Here is a 23621-nt window from a genome sequence, read left to right as displayed (position 1 = left end):
GACCTTTCTCCTTCGGTATCCATAGTTTAGCACGGCTCTACGGTGTCGCCCGGATCGCCTGCCGCCTCGCCCCGGCCACGCCAGGGCGTATCGACGTCTCGACGGACGCCCGGACAGAACCGGCGCCGAAGGCGGACGCGTGCAGCAGCACACGGCCATCGGGCCCGGCGGCGGTCCATACCGCAACGTAGAAAGGGTGCCGACGCGCGTCGGACGGCACCAGCCGGGATATCGGCCCGTACTCGAACAGGCACCACACCGGACCGGTGAGGCCCGCCGGCGCGGCGCTGTCGCTGTCGGTCTGGCGGCTCGCTGTCAGCCCGAGCAAGTCGATAGTCGAGCCGCCCCACGGGGCGCTCGGCAGAAGGGTCGCGTCGGTGAAGCCGCCCGGAACGGCGCACACCTCGGACAGCGGACCACCGCGTGCGGCACCACTCCAGTCGCCGCGAGTCCGCAGTTGTGCGCTGGACAGCACCACCGCCGCCTGCACCGCATACACCGCAGCCGTGGCCCGCTCGTCGTGCGCGGCAATCATCGACTGGACCGAGCCAAGCAGCGCCAGCGCCACCCCGACACACGTGAGCAAGAGCGCCGCGAAGATCGACGCGATGACCGACACGGGTCAGCCTCCCTGCAGGTTCCGGGGCGCCGCGTCGACGACCACGTCGAGGTCGGGCACGTGCAGCAGCGGGTTCGACGCGACGAACCGCAGGGTGACCCGAACGCGACGCACCCCCATCAACGCGGCATCAGAGGTTCCCGTCACCGTCGACGCGCCGGCCGGGTCGGCGAACAAGGCCACGCTCATCGAGGTCACCCCGTCGAGAACGGGCGCACTGTAGCCGCTCGACTCGTCGCGCCTGATCAACTGCCGCGACACGGGATCGACGCGGTAGGTATGCACGGTGCCGGCGGCGACAGCGCTGTCGGGATCGAGCGCGCACCCGGCCAGCGGCGCCGCCAGCTGCAGCGTGTCGCCGCTGACGCCCGCGACTCGCAGAGCGGTGCGGCATCTGCTGGGCGTGAACGCCATCGCGGATGTGCCCGAAACGAATCCGCAGGCGCTCTGGCCGGTGGGACAGACGGAAGAATCCTGGAGGGCCAGGCTCGTCACGCCCAGAGCAACAGCGAGCGCCGGCCGGCCCTGGGCATTGCGGCTGGTCGTCGTCCACATCGTGATGCCGCCGTCGGGCGACGGCGCGATGGGCGGAAACGTCCGGACGAGCGGCCCCGCCGCCTCGCCGAACTCGATGCCGGCGCCGCAATCCCGGAGTTCGCTCGCCAGCACCTGCAGCGCAACCCGCCCGCGCTGCTGGACGTCGAGGCTCTCGGGCTGACTGCGCGCCAGCGTCTGGCTGGCGAGAACGAGCGAGAGAATCGCGCCACTCAGCAGGACGCCGAGCGTCGCCGACACGATCAATTCGATCAAGCTCACGACGCACCCGCCTCGACGATGGTCGCGAGTTCGATCGTCGATGCCGCCAACGCCGCGGCCGGCAGAGCCCGCACCGTCACCACCGCCACGCCAGGGGCGAACGTCGTCAACGGCGCGATGAGCCAGCGCCGTTCCATCCTGACACCCGACACGGTGATGACGTCCGAAGAGCCGTCGACAGAACGATCGAGGGCGCCGGATGCGCCCGGTGGCGCCGTCCCTCCGGCAATGGTTGCGGCCAGTTCATCCAGCTTGGCCATCGCGGCGGACATCAGCGCGAGCTGCTGCCTCGAGGCGACGTCGTACCGCAGAGCCGCTATCAGGAGCTGCGCGCAGCCGGCCGCGACGGTCACGACGATCGCCGTCGCCACGAGTACTTCGATGAGCGTAAAACCCGATGCGTTGCGTGGCATGCGCGTGCGCCGCTGCAACGCACGCGCCAGCGGAGAATGCAGGACAGCAGAGGGCAGACGTGCGGGAGCGCTATCCGTCAACGTCCGCGAGCGGGAGCGTCACTGTGAACCGAGTGCCCGCGGCGGGTTCCGACTGCACGTTGACGCGGCCGTTGTGGATGACGACGATCTTCTGCACGAGCGCCAGGCCGAGCCCGGTTCCCCTCGCGCGCGTGGTGACGAACGGACGGAAGATCCGCGACGCGATTGCGGGATCGACGCCGGGACCGTTGTCGATCACCGACACGCGCACGAGATGTTGTGAGGGGTCGATCGCGCATTCGACGGCGATGTGGGGCTGCATGTTCGCGTCGACGCAGGCTTCGAGGGCGTTGCGGCACAGATTGCTGAAGGCCTGGCGCAGCAGCACTTCGTCTCCCTGCACCGTCGCGGCGGCGCCTTCGACGACGACGGAGCCGCCGTGCGCGGTGGCCTCCTGGCGGAACTCGTCTGCTGCGCGCTCGACGATCGACAACAAATCTACCGTCCCGAGCACGAGCTCGGCCGGCTTGGCGAAGTTGAGGAAATTGCGGACGATCGCGCCGAGCGCATCGGTTTCGTCGCGGATCCCGATCACGTAGGGGTGCATGTCCGCGGACAGCTTGGCCAGATCCAGCAGACGCGCATAGCCGTGGATCGTCGCCAGCCCATTGCGGAATTCGTGCGCGATGCCCGCCGTCAGCTCGCCGACCTCCGCCAGGCTCTCCTTCAGGCGCAGCTGTTCCTCGAGCTCGACGACGTCGGTGAGGTCGGCGAAGAGACAGATCGCGCCGCCGCGATCGGCCTGCGGATCCGTGATCGGCGACACGGTCACACCCAGGTGGGTCGGTCGCTCCGGGTCGGTGTCGATGCGCACCGTTCGGCGGCGCACCCCCTTCCTGGTGTCGAGGCACTCCTGGATCAGCGCGGCCAGTGGCTGCGCCGTCCGCAGGACGTCGGCGACGTCGCCCACCAGCCCGGCGTCGGACAGGCGAAGCAGCTTGCGTCCGAACGGGTTCAACGCCTGCACCCGCCTGTCCGGTCCGACCACGAGCAGGCCGGACGTGAGGCTGGCGATGATCTCGTCGCTCAGCCGCTCGGAGGCTTCGGCGCGCTCGGCCATCGCCTGCTCGCTGAGCCGCAGGCGGCCAAGCGCCTCCTCCATCGCCTCGGTCATGAATGCGGTTTCGCCGCCCTCCCCCCGGCGCGACTGCGCCAGCTGCCGCGCCGCGGCGAACACGCGCAGGACGGCGAACGCCAGCCCGCCGGCGAGGACGGCGACGATGGCCGTGAGGCCGATGAGGGTGTACGCGGAGATGTTCACGCGGCAGCGCGCGGGCCGGATGGCGGGCGCGCTCCCATTCTAGCGGTTCTCCGGCTGCTGACTGGTTCGGCCGCCGCAGCTGACGGCAGGTCAGCGTGCGACAACCCGATCACAGTTTCGCGAGATACCACGCCAGGATGACGTCGCCGTACAAGCTGGCGGCCAGCGCCGCCGCCGCCAGCATCGTCCCGAAGGGCACGGCGGTCGCCATATTGGCGCGGCGCGTCGCGATGAGCGCGACGGCGACGACCCCGCCGATCATCGTCGACAGGATGAACGTGAGCAGCACGAGCCGCAGTCCCAGCACCGCCCCCACCATCGCCAGCATCTTGACGTCGCCGAAGCCCATCGCCTCGATCTTGCGCAGTCGGAACCACGCCTCGGCAATCACCCAGAGAATCCCGCCGCCGACGACCATCCCGGCCAGCGACATCAGCGGACCGGGCGGCAGGAACAGACTGCTCGCGAACCCGACGACGATTCCCGGCAGCGTGATGCGATCGGGCAGGATCTGATGCTCGAGGTCGATCGCAAAGAGCACGATCAGCGCGCACGCGAACGGAAGGCGTATGGCGAGCAACGGATCCGCGCCGAAGACGAGGCCGTGCCACACGAACACCGCGCACGTGATCGTCTCGACGAGCGGGTAGCGGAGCGCGATCGGCGCCTGACAGGACCGGCAGCGGCCGCCGAGCAGCGCGTAGCTCACCACCGGGAGGTTGTCGCGCCAGGTGAGAGCGTAGCCACAGTGCGGGCAGCGCGAACGCGGGGTGACGACCGACTGCTTGAGCGGCAGGCGGTGGATGCAGACATTCAGGAAGCTGCCGACGCACAACCCGACTACGGCGAGCCCGAGGATCAGGACCGGCGTCTGCAGCGGCGTCATCGAGGCGCCTGCAGCTGCCCGGGCAGCGGGAAGAGATGCGATTCGCGCGCGACGGTGATGTCCCCCGTCGCCGGGTCGATGACGAACGGCGTGCCCGACGAATCGACGGGCAGGGCCGGATGCCGCCCGGCCGCCGTCGCGCGGCGCCACTCGTCCATCACGTCCATCGCGTCGAGCTGCGCGAGCCGCAGCCGCGCGGAATCGCGGAGCCACGGCTCGTCGGCCTGGGCGAGCTGTGTCCACAGGGCGCGCGAACCGGCGCGGTTGCCGCCCTCGGCGAGCGTCACCGCGGCAAGCGGGCGCAGCCAGTTCGGCGCACCGGGTAGCGCGGCGGCTCGCCCGAACAGGTCGGCGGCGCTGTGATAGTCGTGCAGGTGCCAGTAGTAGACGAACCCGAGGTCCTGCATGTACTGCCACTTGTCGGGCTGCGCCTTTAGTCCCTTCTTCAGCAGCGCGATCGCGAGATCCGGGCGTCCGGGGCCGCCGGGGTACGGCTCGCCCAGGAAGATTGCGCCGAAGCGATACGCGATGCCGAAGTACGGATCAAGCGTGGTCGTCAGATCGAGCAGCGGGTACAGCAGCGCGTAGGTGCGGACGTGGGTCGGCGCCGAGAGTCGCTCGCGCCCGAAGTGCTGCAGCGCGCGGATCCAGTACACGTCGGCGGCGAGGCCGCGATATCCAAACGCGAGACGCCTGGCGGCCGCGGGCGAGCGGACATAGAGCAGCTCCGGCTGGTCGGCCTCGGCCGGCGGCGACCAGCGATCCTCGTTGGCGTGCAACACGACCGCCGCCGCCAGACAGACCAGGGCGAGCGCGATCGGCAGCACTGCAGAGCCGACGCGAGTGCGCGCACCGGAGCTGGAGTTCGCGCCGGAGGCGGAGCTCCGGCCTCCACGTCCCGGGCGGGTCTGCGGACCCGGCGCGTCCCGCTCCGCCGTCACTTGAAGTCCCGCCTCGCGAAGATCGCCGAGGCGCCAAAGAGCAGCGCCGCGATGTAGACGAGGGCGTAGAGCGCGCTCGACGCGAGGTAGGCGGCGCTCACCGGCATGCCGTGAACGACCGCCAGCTTTACGTCGAATTTCGAGAAATCGGGCAGCAGATAGTAGGCCACGCGGGCAATCACCGACGCCGCCGGTGCACTGACGACGTCGTCGAAGTGGCGGAGGTCGGCGCTGAACTGTCCGGCGACGTAGACGCCGAGGGTGAAGATGGCCGACAGCATCGGACTCGAATAGCTGGAGAAGAAGACGGCCACGGCCGTGACGACGGCGATGTCGACATAGACGAGGGCCATCGCCTTCAGCAACGCCGGATCCATGGCCGGGGCGTCCCAGGCGCGCTGGACATTCGCCGGCACGCCGCGCGACAGCATGAACAGCACCGCATAGAGCGCGATGGTCATGACGACCGTGTTGACCAGCAGCGTCAGCAGCAGTCCGGCGTACTTGCCGACGATGAACTCGCCGCGGCGGATCGGCTTGGCGAGCAGCGGATAGGCGCTCCGCCGATCGACCTCCTTCGACACGAGGCTGATGCCGACGAAGACCGCGATGAACACGCCGAAGAGCGACGTCGCCGACAGTCCGAGGTCCTTGATGATCTTGACGTCCTGGCCGGCGGTCAGCTGGCCGATGACGATCGACGCGCCGATGAGCACCAGCGCAAACAGCGCCAGGTTGTAGAACACCTTGTCGCGCACCGACTCGCGGAAGACGGCGACGGCGACGACCGACGCCGTCTTCATCGCGCCCCCTCCCCTACTTCCGCGACCCGCCGCACGAACACGTCCTCGAGCGTTTCGCGCACCGGATTCAGCGACACCAGCGTGCAGCCCGCAGCGACCAGATCGCGGAGCATTTCGTCGGGCCGGCCGTCGGGCGCCAGGTCGATGACGTAGCGGCCGCCGGCGACGCCGACGACCTTGCGGGCACGCGCGCGAACCCGCTCGAGCGCCGGCTCCGGCACGTTCGCCATGACCAGTTCCCAGCCCTGGACCTCGAACGCCCGCATGTCGGCCAGCCGCCCCGCCGCCGCGAGCCGCCCCTTGGCGACGATCGCCACCTGGCTGCAGAGCGCCTCGGCGTCCGACAGGATGTGCGAGCTGAAGAAAATCGTCCGGCCGGCGTCGCGCAACTCCAGCATCAGCTCGCGGACGTCGCGGCGACCAAGCGGATCGAGGCCCGACATCGGTTCGTCGAGAAAGATGACGTCCGGCTCGTTGAGCAGCGCCTGCGCCAGCCCGACGCGCTGCAGCATCCCTTTGGAGAACTTGCGCAGCTGGAGACGGCGTTCGGCCCCGATGCCGAGGCGATCCAGGGTACGGCTGATGCGGGCACGCCGCTCGGCCGCCGGCATGCCGAACAGCCGGCCGTAATAGTCGAGCAGTTCGTCGGCGGTCAGGTGATCGTAGAAGTAGGGGTTTTCGGGAAGATACCCGATGCGCCGCCGAACGGCGATGTCGCCGACCGGACGGCCGAGAATCTCAGCTTCGCCGCTCGTCGGAAACACCAGCTGCATGAGCAGCTTGAGCGTCGTGGTCTTGCCGGCGCCGTTGGGACCGAGGAAGCCGAAGACCTCGCCCGCCCCGACCTCGATCGACAGGCGATCCAGCGCCCGGTACGGGCGGGGCCGCCAGAATCCAACGAGATAGTCCTTGGTGAGTTCGTGCGTCCGGATCGCTGTCATCGAGTCTGAACGCTTATCGGCGGGGGGCCGTCCTCGGTGTAACCCGGCGCGCCAGATCTCACTTGGCGCGGGAGAGCTCCAACTGGATGAGCGAATCGAGATACTGCGGCGCGATGCCGCCGGCCGGAAGCGCGCGTCCGTTGATGAAGAAGGTCGGCGTCGAATGCACGTTGAGCGACGCGCCGACGGCGGCGTCGGTCTTCACTTCCTGGATGGCTTTGTCGTAGCCGGCCTGAAAATCCGGGACCTTCGCCACATCGGCCGCCGCCTTGCGCACGGTGTCCGGGCTGAGCTCGTCCTGATGGACGAAGAACCAGTCCCTGATCGTTTCGGCCGTGCCGGAGCGCTTGGCGAGCACGTAGAGCGCCGAGGCGTCGCACGACGCGACGAAGTTGGCGGCGGGCACGCTCGCGTTGCAGTGCGAATTGAGCGGCCAGGTCTTGAAGAGGAACGCGACGTCCTTGGGGTCGCCGGTGTACTTGTCGAGCACCGGCTTCAGCGCGAAATAGGCGTCGCGGCAGTGCGGACACTGGAAATCGGCGAACTCGACGACGAGGACCTTCGACCCGTTGTTGTCATACGGGAAATTGGCGAGCTTTGGCTGGAGGTCCCACCATTTCGCCAGCTCCGTCTTCTGATCGTCGCTGAGCGTCGGGATCGGGCGCGCCTGCGGGCGGTCCGCTTCGCGCGGAAACACCGTCATGCCCCACGAGGCGCCGGCGATGAAGAGCACGGCAACCGCCAGCGCCAGCGGCGTGCCGACGAGCACGCGCATGTCGCGGAGCAACCGGGACGGCAACGAGGACATGGGCACCGAACTGGCTCCTCCGGCCACGACGAACACCCCGACGACGGCGATGTAGGTGGCGACGCATAGCGGGCAGACTTCCTTCAGGACGAAGAACGACGCGTAGGCGAGGTAGAGCACGACGGCCAGGCCGATGGTGGCGCCGGCAAAGACATAGGCGGGTGCGCTGTCCTTGATCGCGCTGCTGCGGCCGCGCGCCGCCCACAGCATCAGGAGCACCCACGTGAAGAACAGCACGCCGCCGACCGCGACCGGAACGCCGGCGACCGAACCGTAGCGGCTCAGATAGGCGGCGCGGCAGCTGACCGTCGCGCTGATGTCGCAGAAGCTGGAATAGTCCGGGTTCTCGATCAGGTTGTAGTGCACGTAGGTCGCCGCCGAGGAGGCCACCAGGCCCAGCAGCGAGAACGCCACCAGCAGTTTCCGGGCGAGCGGAGTCATGGGAACCGCGTCATTTTAGCCTATTTCAGCTCGCGGCCGTGGGAGGGGGCGCCCGACTCGGCCAGGTCCTCTCGAAACGACTTGTCGTCGTCGACGTAGAGGACGCGATCGGCGTTGATCCCGTAGAACGCCGCCCCGCTGGCGCCAGGCTTCAGGGGATCCGCGGTGGCGGCATACCCATCGGCGACCGCCGCGCCGTTGCAGGCGGGCGGCGCGTCGTTGAGCGGCTTGCCCGCCAGATGCAGGCTGTAGCCCGATTTCTCGATCGTCTCCGCGGAGGTCAGGTCCGGGCTCAGGAACGCCGCCCCGGTCACCGGCGATGGCTGCCCGAGCCCCGGCAAGGTGGCGGCGTATTTCAAGTTGCCGCAGGTCATCGAGAACTGCGCCTGCGCGGAGGCAATCGACCGCATCGAGGACAGCGCCGACGCCTCGTTGCCGCGCGCCTGCATGCCACGATATTCGTTGAAGGCGATCGCCAGCAGCACCCCGATGATCGCCAGCACGATCATCAGCTCGATGAGCGTGAAGCCGCGATTGCGGCCGGAATCTGAGGAGACCCCCGCCGGCGCCTGGCGCCGGCGACGCCGGGCCCCGACGAATGCCGAGACGACACCGATCACCGCCACCCCTGACATGGTAAGACCGACGAACAGCGCGCGCGGCCGGTAGCTGAAGCGCACGGTGTGGCGGCCCGCGGTCAGCGGCACCGCGCGGTAGATCGCCGCGGTACGCACGATCGGGACGGGCCGGCCGTCGACGTCGGCCTGCCAGTCGGCCGCGTAGGAATCCCTCAGCACCAGGAAAGATTCGCGCGACACGACCGCCTCGACCGTCACGCGCGACGGCGTGTCCTCCACGATACGCGCTTCACCGGCGCCGTCCGTGTCGGGCAGCCGCGGGTCGAAGAGCGCCTCCCGGTCGCGCGGCTCAGCGGCAAAGGCCACGCGCGCCGCATCGGGATGACACTCATAGACGCGCATGTTCCAATCAGACACGTCGGCGACGACCCGCCAGGACGCCTGGGCCGGGTAGTTGTCATTGGCCACCGGCAGCACGCACCAGCGGACGCCTGAGCGCCGGAGAAAGGCATCCCGCTCCTCGGCCGACGCCTGCTCGAAGCGGCGGACCGTACCCTCGTACTCGGCCGGCCACAGATACGGGAGATCATAGGAAAGCGCTTCGCGCACCCCCCATCCGGAGGGAGCCATCGGCAGGTTGGCGTTGAGCTCCATGCGCCCCTGCACGGCGCTGGCTTCCGCGGGGATCTGCCAGGTCGGCGCGGCGTCGGGATCGCCGGTGTTCATGTAGCCGCGCACGCGGCCGCCAATATAGACGCGCGCCACGCCAGAGGCGCCGGTAAACCAGGCCGGCGGCGTCAGGCGCGCCACTTCCAGGGTCGGGTTCAGACCGCCGTTGGTCACGAGCAGATCCATGCCCGCGACCGCAGCGAGCAGCCACCAGGCGTAGGGCCGGCGCCTGGCGAACGCGGTGAGGGCCGCGGCGGCAAGACACATCCCGCCGGCGCGCAGCGCGAGCGGCGGCGCCACGCGGGTCAGAAACAGGACGCCGGCGTCCACATCTTTCAGGTGCGTGTCGACGGCCAACCGGTAGCACAGGGCCTGCAGCATCTCGGGCCGCGCCAAGAGCGCCAGTGTCGCGACGACAAGCGCCGTACCGATCGCCGCCGCCAGCCAGACGCCCTTCGTGCCAGCCCGCCAGCCGTCGGCTGCCATCACCGCGACGGCAAAGACCGCGAACACGATGTACTTCACCGGGAAGCGGAAGTACATGAGCGGCGGTACGAGACGGCGCAGCAGCGGATAGAGCGGAGTGTAGCCGCCGAGCGCGGCGATCGTGAACGCGACGGCCACGACGATCCAGAAGCCGTTGCGCCGCCAGTCGGCCGCCCCCGCGCACGCCAGCAGCAGCACGAGTGGTCCCACATATAGCGAATAGAAGAAGGGGTCGCGGCCGAAGTTGAGCGCGCCCATCCACGGCAGATCGGCGAGGAAGGCGGTGTAGTAGTCGCCGAAGAGGTGCGGCGCTGCCGCCTCCCACAAGGACAACGGGTGCAGGGACCAGAAATCCGGGGTGGCCAGGGCCGCCCGATGCGCGCTCACGCTGGCGGCCATCGTCGGCACGAGCTGCACCGCCGCGAGCAGCGCGCCGAGGACGAGCCCCCCGAGACACGGGAGCGCGGGCCGCCGCTGCAGGGTCGCGGCCGCCGCCACCACGCCGGTGGCCGCCCACGTCACCGGCTCGCCGCAGAGTGCCTGCAGCCCGAACGCGATCGCGACCGCCGGGAACGATTCCGCGGCGAGCACCCATGGCACGAGCGCCACCGACCACGCGAGATTCGGCGTGTTGAGCATCGACACGACGGGCCCCGACAGCGCGAACGCCACGGCGCCGAATGCCGCTGCCGCGTCGTTCGGCGACGCCGCGCGCTGGAACCGGCGCCGCAGGAACACGAACATCCCGAGCGCGGCGATCGGGAGCGGCAGCGCGATCCAGAGATTGAAGGACACGACGTCGGAGGGAAGCAGCCGCACCGCGACGGTCACGGGCATCATCAGCTGATTCAGCGCATCGGCGATCGCCGACTGCCCCCCGGCCACATACGGATCCCACCAGGGCGCGTGGCCCCCGAACACCGTGTGGCGCAGCCAGAGGTGACGCGACCAGAAGAAGAACGACAGGTCGCGGACATAGAAAATGCGCGACGTCGTCCACAGCCCGAACACCGGCAGAAGCGAGACGGCGAGTACGCCCCACGCCCACCGGGATGGCTTCACCGGCGGCGCCGCTCCACCAGACATGACAGGCCCAGGAGCAGGGCGGTGACCGCGCTGATTTGCGCGCCCAGGTAGAACGCCGACGGGTGATACGTGAAGGAGACGACGTGTGAGCCGCGCGTCAGGTGAACGGCGCGGAACAAGCCGTCGGCGCGAATCATCGGCGCCGGCGTGCCGTCCACCGCTACCCGCCAGTCGGGATTGTAGGTGTCGAGCAGCGCCAGATAGCCGTCGCCCGGCAGGCCGGCGCGGATCACGACGCGGTTGAGGCCGTCTTCGAGGAAGTCGGCCGACTTGGGAACCGGCGCGCCTGGCATACCGGCCGGCGGCGGCGGTCGGTCGCTCACCAGCACACCCGTTGACGGGTCGAAACGCTCCTGGAACATCCCCTGGATCTGCCACTCCACGCTCGGCCCGAGCAGCGCGTCGCCGACGACATAGGCGCGTCGCGCACCGGGGAAGGCGTCGTAGAGATGTTCCTGTTCCGCGCTGACGAGCTGCGCCAGCGGTTTCGCTCCTGGATACGGCGGCGTCGGCAGGACGACGAACCGCGTGCCGACACGCTGCAGATAGCGGAGCCGATCCGCTCTCGGCGCGATCTGGAACCAGCCGCCGGCGCGGGCGAACTCGGTCGGCCACAGCACCGGCAGGTCGAAGGAGAGCGATTCACGGATCGCCGCCCCAGAAGGGTTGAACAGGAACTGGTTGATGATCAGAAAGCGCTGAGTCAGCTCGTCGTACTCGTCGAGATAGCGCGCATAGCGGGGCGCGTCGACGTCGGTGGTGTTGACGTAGCCTTCGAGACGGCCGCCGACGTAGACGCGTTCGTGCGAATCGTGCGGAATCTGTTCGGTCCAGGCAGGGGCGGCGATGAGCCGGGCGTCGATGGTGGGATTGACGCCGGCGTTCGACCCGAGCAGATCGACGACCGCCATCGCGCCGAGCACGCCCAGCGCCAGCCGCCACTCGCGGCGCGCCGAAGCCGCCACCCAGAGCAGGAAGGCGGTGCAGAGCAGTTTCAGCATCAACGCCGAGAACAGCGGCCGGGCGCGGTAGAGGACGAATTCCGCCCCCTGGATCGGGTTGGGCACGTGCGCCCACCGGGCGAGTTCAAAGCAGGCGCGGATCGGCAGCGCCGGCGCGATCAGCACCCACGCGACGAATCCATAGGCGAGCGCCGCGAGCAGGCACGCCGCGACCAGCACGCCGCGCAGCGGACGGCGCGGCACGTCGCGGTCGAGCAGCCATTCGAACGCGAACGCCGCCAGCGTGGCGATGCCGAACGCGCTGAGCGAGAGGTACTTGACCGGAAACCGGAAGCTGCGCAGCGGCGGAATCAGCTCGCGCAGGAGCGGGTAGACCGGCGTGAAGCGGCCGAGCGATGCAATCGCGCATGCCGCGATCACGGCGGTCCAGAAGATGGTGCGTGGACGCCGTGAGATCGCCGCCACCGCGGCCAGCATCGCCACCGGCACGCCGATGTACATGGAGTAGTAGAACGGATCGCGGCCGCTGTTCAGCGCCAGCATCCATCCCGTCTCGCGGAGGTTCGAGTGGAAGAAGTCGCCGAAGAAGTGCGGCACGGCGAGCTCGAAGAGCGCCAGCGGATGAAACGCCCAGAAGTCCACGTCGACCGCCAGCGCGCGCAGCGAGTGACGGCTGGCGTCGAGCAGCGGGACGTACTGAACGGCGGCGAGCAGCACGCCGGCCACTTCGCCGGCCGCGGCGAGCAGCGCAATCTGCGGCCGCCGCCATCGCCCCTCAGGCAGCGCCGCGTAGGCGCCGGCGATCACCAGCGTCGCGGCGAGCGTGACCGGTTCTCCCGCGAGCGCCTGCAGCGCGATCATCAGCGCAAACAGGGCCGTCGCTGCCGCGGTGCCGCGTTCGATCAGCCGCTCGAGCGCCCAGAACACGTACGGCACCGCCGCGACCGACCACGACAGATTCGGAAAGTTGGTCGACGAGACGATCGTCCCCGAGAGGGCGTAGGCGACGGCGCCGAATGCCGCGGCCGACGGTCTCGACTGCCGCCGCAGGAACGCGTACATGCCAAGCCCGGCGAGCGGCACCGGCAGTCCCACCCACAAGTTGTACGCGACCAGCTCCGGCAGGAGCAGCCGGATCGGCAGCGAAGGCAGGTGGAACAGCTGATACAGCGCATCGTTGACCGCCGGCTGCCCGTTGGCGACATAGGGATCCCAGAACGGAAACGTCCCAGACCAGACGGCGTGGCGGAGGAAGAAGAAGCGCGAGCGGAAGGAGAGGACGAGGTCGCGGACGAAGAAGACCCGCGTCAGCGTGAACATGCCGGCCACCGGCAGCGTCGAGACGACGAGCACCAGCAGGACGGGAAGCCAGGAAGCAGACGAGAGCGAGGAAGCGACGCGGCGTCCGTCCGGCGTGGCGTCCGATTGTGCCGTCGGCGTGTCGTGCCGGATCACTGGATGGGGGTGCCTCCTGAGGGAGCCCCCGTGTCGGTCCCGGAGGATCCCGACGCGGTGAGCTGCCACACGGTGCCGGTCGTGTTCGTGAAGAAATACCGGGTACCGGTGCTGGTCGACGTCGGATCGGCCCAGACGTGGAATCCGCTGGCGAGATTGGTCGCGCCGTTACAGGCCGTCAATCCCGAGAGGGTAGCGCCTGACAGCGTCACCGTGTACCCACTCTTGGTCACGACCGGTGCCCGCGCCAGATCCGGACTGAGGAAGGGCGCGCCCCCCGACGGCCCTGAGCCGAGGATATCGAGCGCCGCCGCGTACTTGCCGGCGGCGCAGCTCGCCGAGAAGGTACCTTCGGCACTGGTGACGGCGCGGAGCGATCCGATGGCCCACGCCTCGTTCCCCGAAATCCTCGCTCGCATCAGTCCCGGCACGGCAATCGCCGCAATGATACCGATAATCGCGACGACGATGAGGAGTTCGACGAGCGTGAAGCCGTTCGAGCGGCGCAGTCTCATGTTCGCGGCCAAAAAAAATGCGGACCCTCAGGTCCGCGGGACTCTTCGACTCTGGAGCGGCCCTCCGGTGAAGGCCGCTCCAGGCCTTATCCTACTGGATCGTCGCGCCGCCCGACGGAGACGCCGCGTCGGTGCCGCCGGCACCCATCGACGCCGTGCCCTGCCAGATCGTGCCGGTCGTGTTGGTGAAGAAGTAGCGGGTGCCCGTCGACGTCGAGAGCGGATCCGCCCAGGCGTGATAGCCGGAGGCGAGCGCCGTGGCTGCGTTACAGGCCGTCGCCCCGGTCGCCGCCGTGCCGCTCATCGAGACGCTGTAGCCGCTCTTGCTGACCGTGGTGCCGGAGCTGAGATCGGGGCTGATGAACGCCGACCCGCCCGCAGGACCGCTGCCCAGCGTATCCAGGCCCTGCGCATACAGGCCGTTGGCGCAGCTCGCCGCGAAAGTGGACTGCGCGCTGCTGATCGCGCGAAGTGATCCGATCGCCGATGCTTCGTTACCCGAGATGCGGGCCCGCAGCAGGCCGGGGACCGCGATCGCCGCGATGATGCCGATGATCGCCACGACGATCAACAGCTCGATGAGCGTGAAACCCTTCTGACTACGGACTCTCATTGTGTTGCTCCTCAATTTTGATGACCACGCAGATAACGGGAACGTTGCGCGTGTTGCCCATGGATGAGCAACCGGAGTGCCAGGCAGAGATTCAAGTGGGCATTACGTCCTAAATGACGCAATAACAATGTGTTAGCGCAGTCCTTCCGGACCGGAGCGCGGTGACGTTTTTCGGCGGGTGACAGAGATCGTCAGTTCCGTCTGCCAGAAAATTGTCGAGCCCAAAAGCAAAAGGCAGGACGCCCGCTCATGCGGACGTCCTGCCTCGGGATGACCTCCCGTGAACGCCGAACTGCTTACTGGATGGGCGCGCCGCCCGACGGTGAGGCGGCATCGTTACCGCTCGACATCGTCGCCGTGCCCTGCCAGATCGTGCCCGTGGTATTGGTGAAGAAGTAGCGGGTGCCCGTCGACGTCGACAGCGGATTCGCCCAGGCGTGATAGCCGGAGGCGAGCGCCGTGGCTGCGTTACAGGCGGTCGCCCCAGTCGCAGCCGTGCCGCTCATCGAGACGCTGTAGCCGCTCTTGCTGACGGTGGTCCCCGAGCTCAGATCCGGGCTGATGAACGCCGAACCCCCCGCAGGGCCGCTGCCCAGCGTATCCAGGCCCTGCGCATACAGGCCGTTGGCGCAGCTCGCCGCGAACGTCGACTGCGCGCTGCTGATCGCGCGGAGCGAACCGATGGCCGAGGCCTCGTTACCCGAGATTCGGGCTCGCAGCAGGCCGGGGACCGCAATCGCCGCGATGATGCCGATGATCGCGACGACGATGAGAAGCTCGATGAGGGTAAAGCCCTTTTGGTTCTGCATTGGTCTCTCTCTGTTCCTTTCGAAATTGTCGTTACGCAACAGGAAAGAGCAAGCAGGGTGCCGCCTCGACCATCCACGCCGTAAACGGTCAAACAGTTACGTATCAGCTGCTTAGCACACTAATTCCTTCGGCAGATCCTTCCTGAGTCGTGACGCAAACGGCAGAAGTGACATTTCGCGTCACGACCGCCGGCGACGAAATGTCACAAACCGCTACTGAATGACCGACCCACCGGAAGGCGTACCGGCGTCGGTGCCGGCGGCACCGAGCGAGCTCATGGCCTGCCAGATCGTGCCAGTAGTATTGGTGAGGAAGGATCGGGTGCCGCCGGAGGCCGAGGCAGGGTCGGCCCAGGCGTGAAAACCGGAGGCCAGGTTCGTCGCGCCGTTGCAGGCGGCCGAGCCGGTGGCGGCGGTGCCGGTCATCGAGATGCTGTAGCCGCTCTTGACCACGGTGGTACCGGTGCTCAGGTCTGGACTGATGAAGGCGGACCCGCCCGAGGGACCGCTGCCGAGGACGTCGAGGCCCTGTGCGTAAAGGCCGTTGGCGCAGCTCGTCGCGAACATCGACTGCGCGCTGCTGACGGCGCGGAGCGATCCGATCGCCGACGCCTCATTGCCGGAGATGCGCGCCCGGAGCAGGCCCGGGACGGCAATCGCGGCGATGATGCCGATGATCGCGACGACGATGAGCAGTTCGATCAGGGTGAACCCCTTCTGATTCGTCATGAACACCTCGAGAAATGGTGGAGAGCCCTGGGATCTGGGACGGGGCTCACGGGGCAAACGAGGTGCCGCGGGTGCCGGACGCGCGATGTCTTGGGAAGTGGCTGGAGCGGAGAGACTTGCGTGAACGGGTGTTACTTCAGGTTGTATTTCTTCATGTAATAGCGGAAGGATCGGAAGCTCATCCCGAGCAGCTCGGCGGCCTTCACCTTCACGCCGCCGGAGCGGCGGAGTGCTTCGGCGATGTACTCCCGTTCCACGTGCTGGACGTGCTGTTCGAGATCGAAGCCGTGGTCGAGCGTCGGCCGGCCGATCGGCGGCGGCGCGTCGGACGCGGCGGCCGCGGCGGCGCCGGCGGGCGAAATCACAGCCTGAGCGCGACCCCGCACGGTTTCCGGCAGGCTTTCCGGAAGAATCGACGCCGAACGCTCGAGCGCCACGGCGCGTTCCATCGCGTTCTCGAGCTCGCGGACGTTACCCGGCCACGCGTGGGCGGTCAGACTGGCCAGGGCCTCGCCCGAGATGCCGGTGATCGGCTTGTTCATCTGGGCGGCGAACTTGGCCACGAAGTGCTCCGCGAGCATCGCCACGTCGTCGCGCCGCTCCCGCAGCGGCGGCAGTCGAACCGGAATCACGTTGATCCGGTAATAGAGGTCTTCGCGGAACTGTCCCTCGGCAACCATCTTGGCGAGGTCGCGGTTGGTGGCGGCGATGATGCGGATGTCGGCGTCGATTTCCTCGTTGCCGCCGACGCGGCGGAGCTTGCGCTCCTGCAGCACGCGCAGGACCTTCACTTGCAGCATCGGGCTCATCTCGCCGATCTCGTCGAGGAAGATGGTGCCCTTGTCGGCGAACTCGATCAGCCCCTTCTTGTTGCCGTCGGCGCCGGTGAAGGCGCCGCGCATGTGTCCGAAGAGCTCCGAGTCGAGGAGCGTCTCGGTGAGGGCGCCGCAGTTGACCGCGACGAACGGACGATCGCTGCGCGGCGAGCGCACGTGGATCGCGCGGGCGACGAGCTCCTTGCCGGTACCCGACTCGCCGGTCACCAGAATGGTGCTGCCGGTGCCGGCGATCGTGTCGACCAGCTCGAAGACCTGGCGCATCGCGGCGCTGTTGCCGATGATGTTGGAGAACTGATGCGCCGTGTGCATGGCGCGCTTGAGCAGTCCGTTCTCCTGCTGCAGCCGCCGCCGATCGAGCTCCTTGCGGATGCGGAAGCGCAGCACTTCGGTGTTGAACGGCTTCTCGACGTAGTCGTTGACCCCGAGCTGGGCGACGCCGCGAATCAGATCCGGCGAGCCGTAGGCGGTCACCATGATGGCGATGATCGCGGGATTGACGCTGCGCGCGTGGCGCAGCACCTCGAGGCCGTCCACATCGGGCATGCGGGCGTCGGACACGATCAGATCGAATGGGCGCGCGTTGAGCAGGTCGATCGCGGTGCGGCCGTTCTCCGCAACGGCGACCTCGTGCCCCTCGCGCTTGAGGAGAATCGCCAGCATCTCGCGCATCGAGCGCTCGTCGTCGACGACCAGGATCCGGGCGGAGTCGGCCGGCTTGGAGTCGGCCGGGCGGACGGGCTCGGCGGTGCCGGCCATTACGCCACCCCCGGCCGGCCGGCGGCCAGCAGCTTGTCGTAGGCCGTCTCGGCCGCCACGAGCGGGAAGGCCACTTCCACGGTCGTCCCCTTCCCTTTCTGCGAGGCGACGCGGACTTCGCCCCCGTAGTCGGTCGCGATGCGATGCACGATCGAGAGCCCCAGGCCGGTGCCGCGCGCAAACCCGCCGCGGAACGGTTGGAAAATGCCGTCGAGCTCCTCGGCGGCGATGCCGACGCCGTCGTCCTGCACCGCAATCACCACTTCGCCCGCCGTTCCTGCGGCCCCGTCCGCCGTCTCGTTCCTGGCCGGGATGCCGGCCCGCACCGACAGCCGCAGCGTGCCGCCGTCCGGCATGGCGCGCAGGCCGTTGGTCGCCAGGTTCCAGACGATCTGGCGGATCTGCGCCTCGTCGGCGCGGAAGACCACCGGCTCCGCCGGGACGTCGACGACGATGGCGTGGCGGGCCGTGACCTCGGCGTTGTTCTCGAGCAGCCGGGCCGCATCCGTGACGCTGCGGCGCAGATCGAGGTCGTTCATCGCGTTCCGCTGCGGACGGGCAAAGGCCAGGAAGCTCCGGATGGTGTCGTTGAGCCGATCCGACTCGCGCAGCACGATGTCCATCAACTGGGACTGCTCCTCCGTCAGCGGCAGGTCGGCTCGCAGGATCTGGATCGACCCGGCCATCGAGGCGAGCGGATTGCGGATCTCGTGCGCGATGCCGGCGGCCATCTCGCCGACCGCCGCCAGCCGCTGCTGGACGCGCGCCTCGCGATCGCGCTTCCTCATCTCGGTGACGTCGCGGAACGTGAACAGGAACCCGCTATGGCCGCGCGGCGTGAACAGCGGCGCGGCGGTGATGCCGACCTCGATCTGCCGGCCCTCGGCGCGCTGGAACTCGTATTCCTGCCGCTGCTCGTGCAGCGGCCCGGGCAGCTGCAGCACCTCGAAGGCGTCGCCGCCGACGACGTCGGCGGCGCGCAGGCCGGTGATGGTCTCGGCGGCGCGGTTGAACGTGAGCAGCCGCCCTTCCAGGTCGCTGGTCGCGAGCCCGCTGGTCAAGCTGTCGATGACGTGCTGGTTGAACGCCTGCAGGTCGGCGAGCTGGGTCGAGGCCGCCTCGAGCTGGGCGCCGGTGCGGCGGAGTCCCTCGGCGAGGTAGCCGCTGAGCGCCGCGACGGCGAGATAACCGAACACGTTCAGGCCGACGGTGAACATGGCGACCCGCGGCGGCGGCAACGCGGCGTCGCCGGCCGCGTACTGTGCGATCACGACCCCGCCGAGCATGACCGAGCTCACCACGCCGACCAGCAGGCCGCCCCGCCACGACCGCACCATGCTGGCGGCGATGATCGGCAGCGCATAGAGCGACGAGAAGTAGCTGCTGACGCCGCCCGTCAGGTAGACGATCGCCGAGACGATCAGCGCGTCGCAGGCGACCTGCACATCGATCAGCCAGCGGTGGCGGTCGACGAAGCGCAGGGTCAGCGTCCAGGCGGCGGTCAGGGCATAGGTGAGGCCGATCAGCGCGAAGAACGGATCGATCGGAAAGGCCCCCGGGGTCCGATAGAGGATCAGGCTGGTCGAGCCGAGCAGGACGGTGATCACGGCGGCACGGCCGCCAATCAGCCACAGCAGCTTTCGCCGCAGCTTCATCTGCGCGGCCTCGTCGAGGCGTGCCGCAGGGCCGCGTCCAGCGTCGGGGAGCGCCCCGTACGGCGCGGGCGCCGGCGCGTCGGCGCCCGGACGCGGTCCCGCCGCGCCCCGCTCCGGTGCTGTCCCGCTGCCTACGCTCGTTGTGTCCGCCACTGGCCTCTCGTACTCCCGCCGCCCGCTACGTCAGCTTCGAGATGAGGTCGAAGATCGGCATGTACATCGCGATGACGATGCCGCCGACGATGCCGCCGAGGACCGCGATCATCAGCGGCTCCATCAGCGTCAGCAGGCCGGCGACCGCGGTGTCGACTTCCTCCTCGTAGAACTCGGCGATCTTGGACAGCATCGTGTCGAGCGCGCCGGTGGTCTCGCCGACGTTGATCATCTGCACGACCATCGACGGGAAGACGTTGGTCTCACGCAACGGCGCCGACACGGTCTCGCCGCGCTCGATGCTGGTCCGGGTCTTGAGGATCGCCTCCTCGATGACCGCGTTGCCGGCGGTGCGCGCCGTGATGTCGAGGCCGTCGAGGATCGGCACGCCCGACGACAGCAGCGTCGACAGCGTGCGGCAGAAGCGGGCGACCGCGATCTTGCGCAGGATCATCCCGAGGATCGGCGCCTTCAGCAGGATCGCGTCGATCTGGTGGCGTCCGGACGGCGTGCCGTAGTAGCGCTTGAGGGCGTAGCCCACCAGCCCGAGCGCGACCAGGATCACCGGCCCGTACGAAATCAGGTTGTTGCTCATCGCGATGACGATCCGGGTCGGCAGCGGCAGCTGCGCACCGAGGCCGGCGAACAGCTGCGCGAAGGTCGGGATGACCTTCCACAGGATCGCCGCGACGACGACCGCGGCGATGACGATGACCGCGATCGGGTAGATCATCGCCGACTTGACCTGCCCCTTCAGCTTGACGCTCTTCTCGATGTAGACGGCCAGGCGCTTGAGAATGGTGTCGAGGATGCCGCCCGCCTCGCCCGCCGCGATCATGTTCGAGTAGAGCGCGTCGAACGTCTTCGGGTGCTTCTTCATCGCGTCGGCCAGCGCCGCGCCCGATTCGACGTCGGATCGCACGGTCAGGATGACGTCGGAGAACCCCTTGTGCGGCTCCTGCTTGCCGAGGATGTCGAGACACTGCACGAGCGGCAGGCCGGCGTCGATCATGACCGAGAACTGCCGCGTGAAGATGGCGAGGTTCTTGGAGGGAGCGCTGGTCGCCTTGGCTTTCCCCTTCCCCTCGATCTTGGCGGCGGCCTTGGCCGGATCGATGCGCGTCACGGTGATCTGTTCGCGCCGCAGCGCCGTGACCGCCGCCTCGACCGTTTCGGCGACCCGTTCACCGGTGACCGCCTGTCCGCTCCGCGTTCGTCCGTTATAGGCAAAAGTCGGCATAGATTCTCCGATGTCCAGGGGCCTCGAGCCCGCGATTTACCTCGCCAACGGCGGCCGGCTTGGCAGGCCGGCGCCGGGCCGGTGCATTCCCGCCCCCGCCACCACGCCGGCGCCGCGCGCCATCATCTGCTCGAGCTCGTCTTTCAGCGACGACGCGCTCATCGCCGTCTCGAGCGTGATCAGGCGCTTCGAGTAAAGCGTCACCAGCGACTGGTTCATCGTCTGCATCCCGACCTTTTCCTGTCCGGTCTGCATCGCCGAGTAGATCTGGTGGACCTTGTCGTCGCGGACCAGGTTGCGGATGGCGGGCGTCGGCACCATGATCTCGAGCGCCACGACCCGCCCCTTCGCGTCGGCGCGCGGCAGCAGCGACTGACAGACGATGCCTTCCAGCACCAGCGACAGCTGGGTGCGGATCTGTCCCTGCTGGTGCGAGGGGAACACGTCGATGATGCGGTTGATCGTCTGCGCCGCCGAATTGGTGTGCAGCGTCGCGAAGGTCAGGTGTCCCGTCTCGGCGATGCGCAGCGCCGACTCGATCGTCTCGAGGTCGCGCAACTCGCCGATCAGCACGATATCCGGGTCCTCGCGCAGCGCCGCGCGCAGAGCCATGGCGAAGCCCTGCGTGTCCTGGTGCACCTCGCGCTGGTTGACCAGGCAGCCCTTGTGCTGGTGCACGAACTCGATCGGATCCTCGATGGTCAGGATGTGCTCGTGGCGCTCGGTGTTGATCTTGTCGATCATTGCCGCCAGCGTCGTCGACTTGCCCGAGCCGGTGGGTCCGGTCACCAGGACCAGACCGCGCGGGCGTTCGGCGAGCGTGGCGAGGACCGGAGGCAGCCCGAGCTCGTTGAAGCCCTTGATCTGCTCGGGGATCACCCGATAGACCGCGGCGACGGCGCCGCGCTGGTTGAAGACGTTGCAGCGAAAGCGCGCGATGCCGCGGATCCCGAACGAGAAGTCGAGCTCGAGCGCCTCCTCGAAGCGCTTCTTCTGCTGGTCGGTGAGCACGCTGTAGGCCAGCGACTTGGTGTCGGCCGGCCCCAGCGGCGGCAGGTCGAGCCGCCGCATGTGCCCGTGCACACGGATCTGCGGCGGCGTGTCGGTCGTGATGTGAAGGTCCGACCCGCTGTTCTCGACCAATGTCTGTAAGAGTTCCGGCAACGTCGCCACAATCGCTCCTTCGCTACGTCCTATGCCTGTGTCTGCGTGCTACTTGACCGTCTCCCGCGCCACTTCCTCAATCGTGGTGACCCCGTCCATCACCTTCATGAGCCCGCTGCGCCGCAGCGTGATCATCCCTTCGTCCACCGCCTTGCGCCGCAGCTCGAGCGCCGAGGCGCCGATTAGAATCAGCTCGCGCAGATCCTCGGTGATCTCCATCACCTCGTAGAGGCCGACCCGCCCCTTGTAGCCGGTGTTGTTGCAGCGCTGGCAGCCGCTGCCCTTCTTCGGCACGACCCGTTCGGCTTCCTCCTGCGTGAACCCGGCCTCGACCAGCGCCTTCGGATCGTGCGGGTGATCCTTCTTGCACTCGGTGCACAGGCGCCGCACCAGGCGCTGCGCGCAGATCAGGTTCACCGAGCTCGCCACCAGGAACGGCTCGATGCCCATGTTCATCAGACGGCTGATCGTGCTCGGCGCGTCGTTGGTGTGCAGCGTCGAGAGCACCAGATGTCCGGTCAGCGACGCCTTGACGGCGATTTCCGCCGTCTCGAAGTCCCGGATCTCGCCGACCAGGATGATGTTCGGGTCCTGCCGCAGGAACGAGCGCAGCGCGGCGGCGAAATTGAGGCCGATGTTCTCGCGCACCTGCACCTGGTTGACCCCGACCAGGTTGAATTCCACCGGGTCCTCGGCGGTCATGATGTTGGTTTCCATCGTGTTGATCTTGGCGATCGAGGAATAGAGCGTGTTGGTCTTGCCGCTCCCCGTCGGCCCGGTGACCAGCACCATCCCCCACGGCTTGCCGATCGCCGTCTCGAGCTTCTGCAGCGGCGCCGGCTCGAACCCGAGCTTGGTCATGTCGAGCATGAGCTTGTCCTTGTCGAGCAAGCGCATGACGATCTTCTCGCCGAAGAGCGTCGGCAGGATCGAGACGCGGAAATCGATCTCCTTGGTGCCGCCTTCGCCGTCGCCAAACCGGATCTTGATGCGGCCGTCCTGCGGCAGCCGCTTCTCCGCGATGTCGAGCTTCGCCATGATCTTGAGGCGCGAGGTGATGGCATCGCGGAACTTCATCGGCGGAGCCATGACGTTGTAGAGCAGCCCGTCGATGCGGAAGCGGACCCGGAACTCCTTTTCGTAGGGCTCGATGTGGATGTCGCTCGCCCCCTTCTGGATCGCCGACATCAGCATCAGGTTGACCAGGCGGATGACCGGCGCCTCGCCCCCCTGCCGCTCGAGCGTCGAGACGTCGATCTGCTCGATCTCCTCGAGCATCTCGACGTCTTCGTCCTCGACGCCGGTCGTCTCCTCGAGCGCGCGGGTCACCATCTCCAGGGTGGCGGCGTTGGTGAGGTTCGCCGCCTGCTGCGGCACGACCTCCTTCTTCTTCTTTGCTTCGGAGGGCGCCGGCCGCGGCGGCGGCGGCACGTTGGTCGGGTAGTACTGCGCGATCGCGTCGCTGACCGCGGTCTCCGAGCCCACCACCGGCTCGACGTTGTACCCCGTCATGAACTTGATGTCGTCCATGGCGAAGACGTTGGTCGGGTCGGTCATCGCGATCGTCAGCGTCGCGCCGGCCCGGCTGAGCGGCATGATTTGGTACTTGTGGGCCGTCTCGGCGGGGATCAGCTTGACGATGGCGGGATCGATCTCGAACTGCGCCAGATTGATCGACGGTACGCCGTACTGCTTCGAGAGGAGCGCCGTGATCTCCTCGTCCTTGACGAAGCCAAGCTTGACGAGGTTGTAGCCGAGCTTGCCGCCGCTCGTCTTCTGATACGTCAACACCTCCTGCAATTGCGCAGGGGTGATGCGCTTCTCCTTGAGCAGCAGCTCGCCAATGCGGACGGGCATCCTTCTACTTTCGCTGGAAGCGGCGCTGGGGGGAACGGTTATGGT

Annotated in this window: 20 protein-coding genes; all 20 read right to left on the bottom strand. The window is 68.1% G+C overall.

The window, feature by feature from the left end; translation table 11 throughout:
• Positions 1-37 precede the first annotated feature (37 nt).
• On the bottom strand, positions 38-619 hold the full coding sequence (locus VGI12_05570) for a hypothetical protein (GenBank protein HEY2432125.1): 582 nt from the start codon (positions 617-619) through the stop codon (positions 38-40).
• A 3-nt stretch (positions 620-622) separates the two neighbouring features.
• A complete protein-coding gene (locus VGI12_05565; protein HEY2432124.1) occupies positions 623-1435 on the bottom strand; it encodes a hypothetical protein in 813 nt (270 codons plus the stop codon).
• Entirely contained in the window at positions 1432-1848 is a 417-nt protein-coding gene (locus VGI12_05560; GenBank protein HEY2432123.1) for a prepilin-type N-terminal cleavage/methylation domain-containing protein, read from the bottom strand. The genes VGI12_05565 and VGI12_05560 overlap by 4 nt, the downstream gene beginning before the upstream one ends.
• 70 nt (positions 1849-1918) lie before the next feature.
• Positions 1919-3190 (bottom strand): ATP-binding protein, encoded by a 1272-nt coding sequence (locus VGI12_05555; GenBank protein ID HEY2432122.1) that lies wholly within the window; start codon positions 3188-3190, stop codon positions 1919-1921.
• Between the two features lie 109 nt (positions 3191-3299).
• Positions 3300-4076: a prepilin peptidase gene (locus VGI12_05550; GenBank protein ID HEY2432121.1), complete on the bottom strand. Its 777-nt coding sequence runs from the start codon at positions 4074-4076 to the stop codon at positions 3300-3302.
• A complete protein-coding gene (locus VGI12_05545; protein HEY2432120.1) occupies positions 4073-4903 on the bottom strand; it encodes a hypothetical protein in 831 nt (276 codons plus the stop codon). Before VGI12_05545 ends, VGI12_05550 begins: the two co-directional genes overlap by 4 nt.
• 110 nt (positions 4904-5013) lie before the next feature.
• Complete coding sequence (locus VGI12_05540; GenBank protein ID HEY2432119.1) at positions 5014-5820, bottom strand: ABC transporter permease; 807 nt, start codon at positions 5818-5820, stop codon at positions 5014-5016.
• A complete protein-coding gene (locus tag VGI12_05535) occupies positions 5817-6761 on the bottom strand; it encodes an ABC transporter ATP-binding protein (GenBank protein ID HEY2432118.1) in 945 nt (314 codons plus the stop codon). The genes VGI12_05540 and VGI12_05535 overlap by 4 nt, the downstream gene beginning before the upstream one ends.
• A 58-nt stretch (positions 6762-6819) precedes the next feature.
• On the bottom strand, positions 6820-8010 hold the full coding sequence (locus VGI12_05530; protein ID HEY2432117.1) for a vitamin K epoxide reductase family protein: 1191 nt from the start codon (positions 8008-8010) through the stop codon (positions 6820-6822).
• Positions 8011-8030: 20 nt separating this feature from the next.
• Complete coding sequence (locus tag VGI12_05525; GenBank protein HEY2432116.1) at positions 8031-10829, bottom strand: YfhO family protein; 2799 nt, start codon at positions 10827-10829, stop codon at positions 8031-8033.
• A complete protein-coding gene (locus tag VGI12_05520; GenBank protein ID HEY2432115.1) occupies positions 10802-13246 on the bottom strand; it encodes a YfhO family protein in 2445 nt (814 codons plus the stop codon). The genes VGI12_05525 and VGI12_05520 overlap by 28 nt, the downstream gene beginning before the upstream one ends.
• On the bottom strand, positions 13243-13761 hold the full coding sequence (locus VGI12_05515; GenBank protein ID HEY2432114.1) for a prepilin-type N-terminal cleavage/methylation domain-containing protein: 519 nt from the start codon (positions 13759-13761) through the stop codon (positions 13243-13245). Before VGI12_05515 ends, VGI12_05520 begins: the two co-directional genes overlap by 4 nt.
• Positions 13762-13852: 91 nt before the next feature.
• The gene (locus VGI12_05510; GenBank protein ID HEY2432113.1) at positions 13853-14374 is read right to left on the bottom strand and encodes a prepilin-type N-terminal cleavage/methylation domain-containing protein; all 522 of its coding nucleotides are present in this window, start codon (positions 14372-14374) and stop codon (positions 13853-13855) included.
• Positions 14375-14670: 296 nt separating this feature from the next.
• Positions 14671-15183 (bottom strand): prepilin-type N-terminal cleavage/methylation domain-containing protein, encoded by a 513-nt coding sequence (locus VGI12_05505; protein ID HEY2432112.1) that lies wholly within the window; start codon positions 15181-15183, stop codon positions 14671-14673.
• Positions 15184-15396: 213 nt separating this feature from the next.
• Positions 15397-15912 (bottom strand): prepilin-type N-terminal cleavage/methylation domain-containing protein, encoded by a 516-nt coding sequence (locus VGI12_05500; GenBank protein HEY2432111.1) that lies wholly within the window; start codon positions 15910-15912, stop codon positions 15397-15399.
• 131 nt (positions 15913-16043) lie between these two features.
• The gene (locus tag VGI12_05495) at positions 16044-17507 is read right to left on the bottom strand and encodes a sigma-54 dependent transcriptional regulator (protein HEY2432110.1); all 1464 of its coding nucleotides are present in this window, start codon (positions 17505-17507) and stop codon (positions 16044-16046) included.
• Positions 17507-19315: an ATP-binding protein gene (locus VGI12_05490; protein HEY2432109.1), complete on the bottom strand. Its 1809-nt coding sequence runs from the start codon at positions 19313-19315 to the stop codon at positions 17507-17509. Before VGI12_05490 ends, VGI12_05495 begins: the two co-directional genes overlap by 1 nt.
• 25 nt (positions 19316-19340) lie before the next feature.
• Positions 19341-20555, bottom strand: coding sequence for a type II secretion system F family protein (locus tag VGI12_05485; GenBank protein HEY2432108.1), 1215 nt, complete (start codon positions 20553-20555; stop codon positions 19341-19343).
• Positions 20556-20591: 36 nt separating this feature from the next.
• Positions 20592-21728, bottom strand: a complete 1137-nt coding sequence (locus VGI12_05480) for a type IV pilus twitching motility protein PilT (GenBank protein HEY2432107.1) — start codon at positions 21726-21728, stop codon at positions 20592-20594.
• Positions 21729-21767: 39 nt separating this feature from the next.
• Positions 21768-23576: a type IV-A pilus assembly ATPase PilB gene (gene pilB, locus VGI12_05475; GenBank protein ID HEY2432106.1), complete on the bottom strand. Its 1809-nt coding sequence runs from the start codon at positions 23574-23576 to the stop codon at positions 21768-21770.
• Positions 23577-23621 lie beyond the last annotated feature (45 nt).

Source organism: Vicinamibacterales bacterium (assembly GCA_036496585.1).
In the GTDB taxonomy this organism is placed as follows: Bacteria; Acidobacteriota; Vicinamibacteria; order Vicinamibacterales; family 2-12-FULL-66-21; genus JAICSD01.
This window is presented reverse-complemented; position numbering and strand designations above follow the sequence as displayed.

What these genes read in the sequence shown, in the direction of transcription:
- VGI12_05485 (HEY2432108.1), bottom strand. Translation starts at nt 20,555, where the DNA reads ATGCCGACTTTTGCCTATAACGGACGAACGCGGAGCGGACAGGCGGTC.
- pilB (HEY2432106.1), bottom strand. Translation starts at nt 23,576, where the DNA reads ATGCCCGTCCGCATTGGCGAGCTGCTGCTCAAGGAGAAGCGCATCACC.
- VGI12_05525 (HEY2432116.1), bottom strand. Translation starts at nt 10,829, where the DNA reads ATGTCTGGTGGAGCGGCGCCGCCGGTGAAGCCATCCCGGTGGGCGTGG.
- VGI12_05560 (HEY2432123.1), bottom strand. Translation starts at nt 1,848, where the DNA reads ATGCCACGCAACGCATCGGGTTTTACGCTCATCGAAGTACTCGTGGCG.
- VGI12_05530 (HEY2432117.1), bottom strand. Translation starts at nt 8,010, where the DNA reads ATGACTCCGCTCGCCCGGAAACTGCTGGTGGCGTTCTCGCTGCTGGGC.
- VGI12_05550 (HEY2432121.1), bottom strand. Translation starts at nt 4,076, where the DNA reads ATGACGCCGCTGCAGACGCCGGTCCTGATCCTCGGGCTCGCCGTAGTC.
- VGI12_05505 (HEY2432112.1), bottom strand. Translation starts at nt 15,183, where the DNA reads ATGCAGAACCAAAAGGGCTTTACCCTCATCGAGCTTCTCATCGTCGTC.
- VGI12_05540 (HEY2432119.1), bottom strand. Translation starts at nt 5,820, where the DNA reads ATGAAGACGGCGTCGGTCGTCGCCGTCGCCGTCTTCCGCGAGTCGGTG.
- VGI12_05495 (HEY2432110.1), bottom strand. Translation starts at nt 17,507, where the DNA reads ATGGCCGGCACCGCCGAGCCCGTCCGCCCGGCCGACTCCAAGCCGGCC.
- VGI12_05515 (HEY2432114.1), bottom strand. Translation starts at nt 13,761, where the DNA reads ATGAGACTGCGCCGCTCGAACGGCTTCACGCTCGTCGAACTCCTCATC.
- VGI12_05510 (HEY2432113.1), bottom strand. Translation starts at nt 14,374, where the DNA reads ATGAGAGTCCGTAGTCAGAAGGGTTTCACGCTCATCGAGCTGTTGATC.
- VGI12_05535 (HEY2432118.1), bottom strand. Translation starts at nt 6,761, where the DNA reads ATGACAGCGATCCGGACGCACGAACTCACCAAGGACTATCTCGTTGGA.
- VGI12_05500 (HEY2432111.1), bottom strand. Translation starts at nt 15,912, where the DNA reads ATGACGAATCAGAAGGGGTTCACCCTGATCGAACTGCTCATCGTCGTC.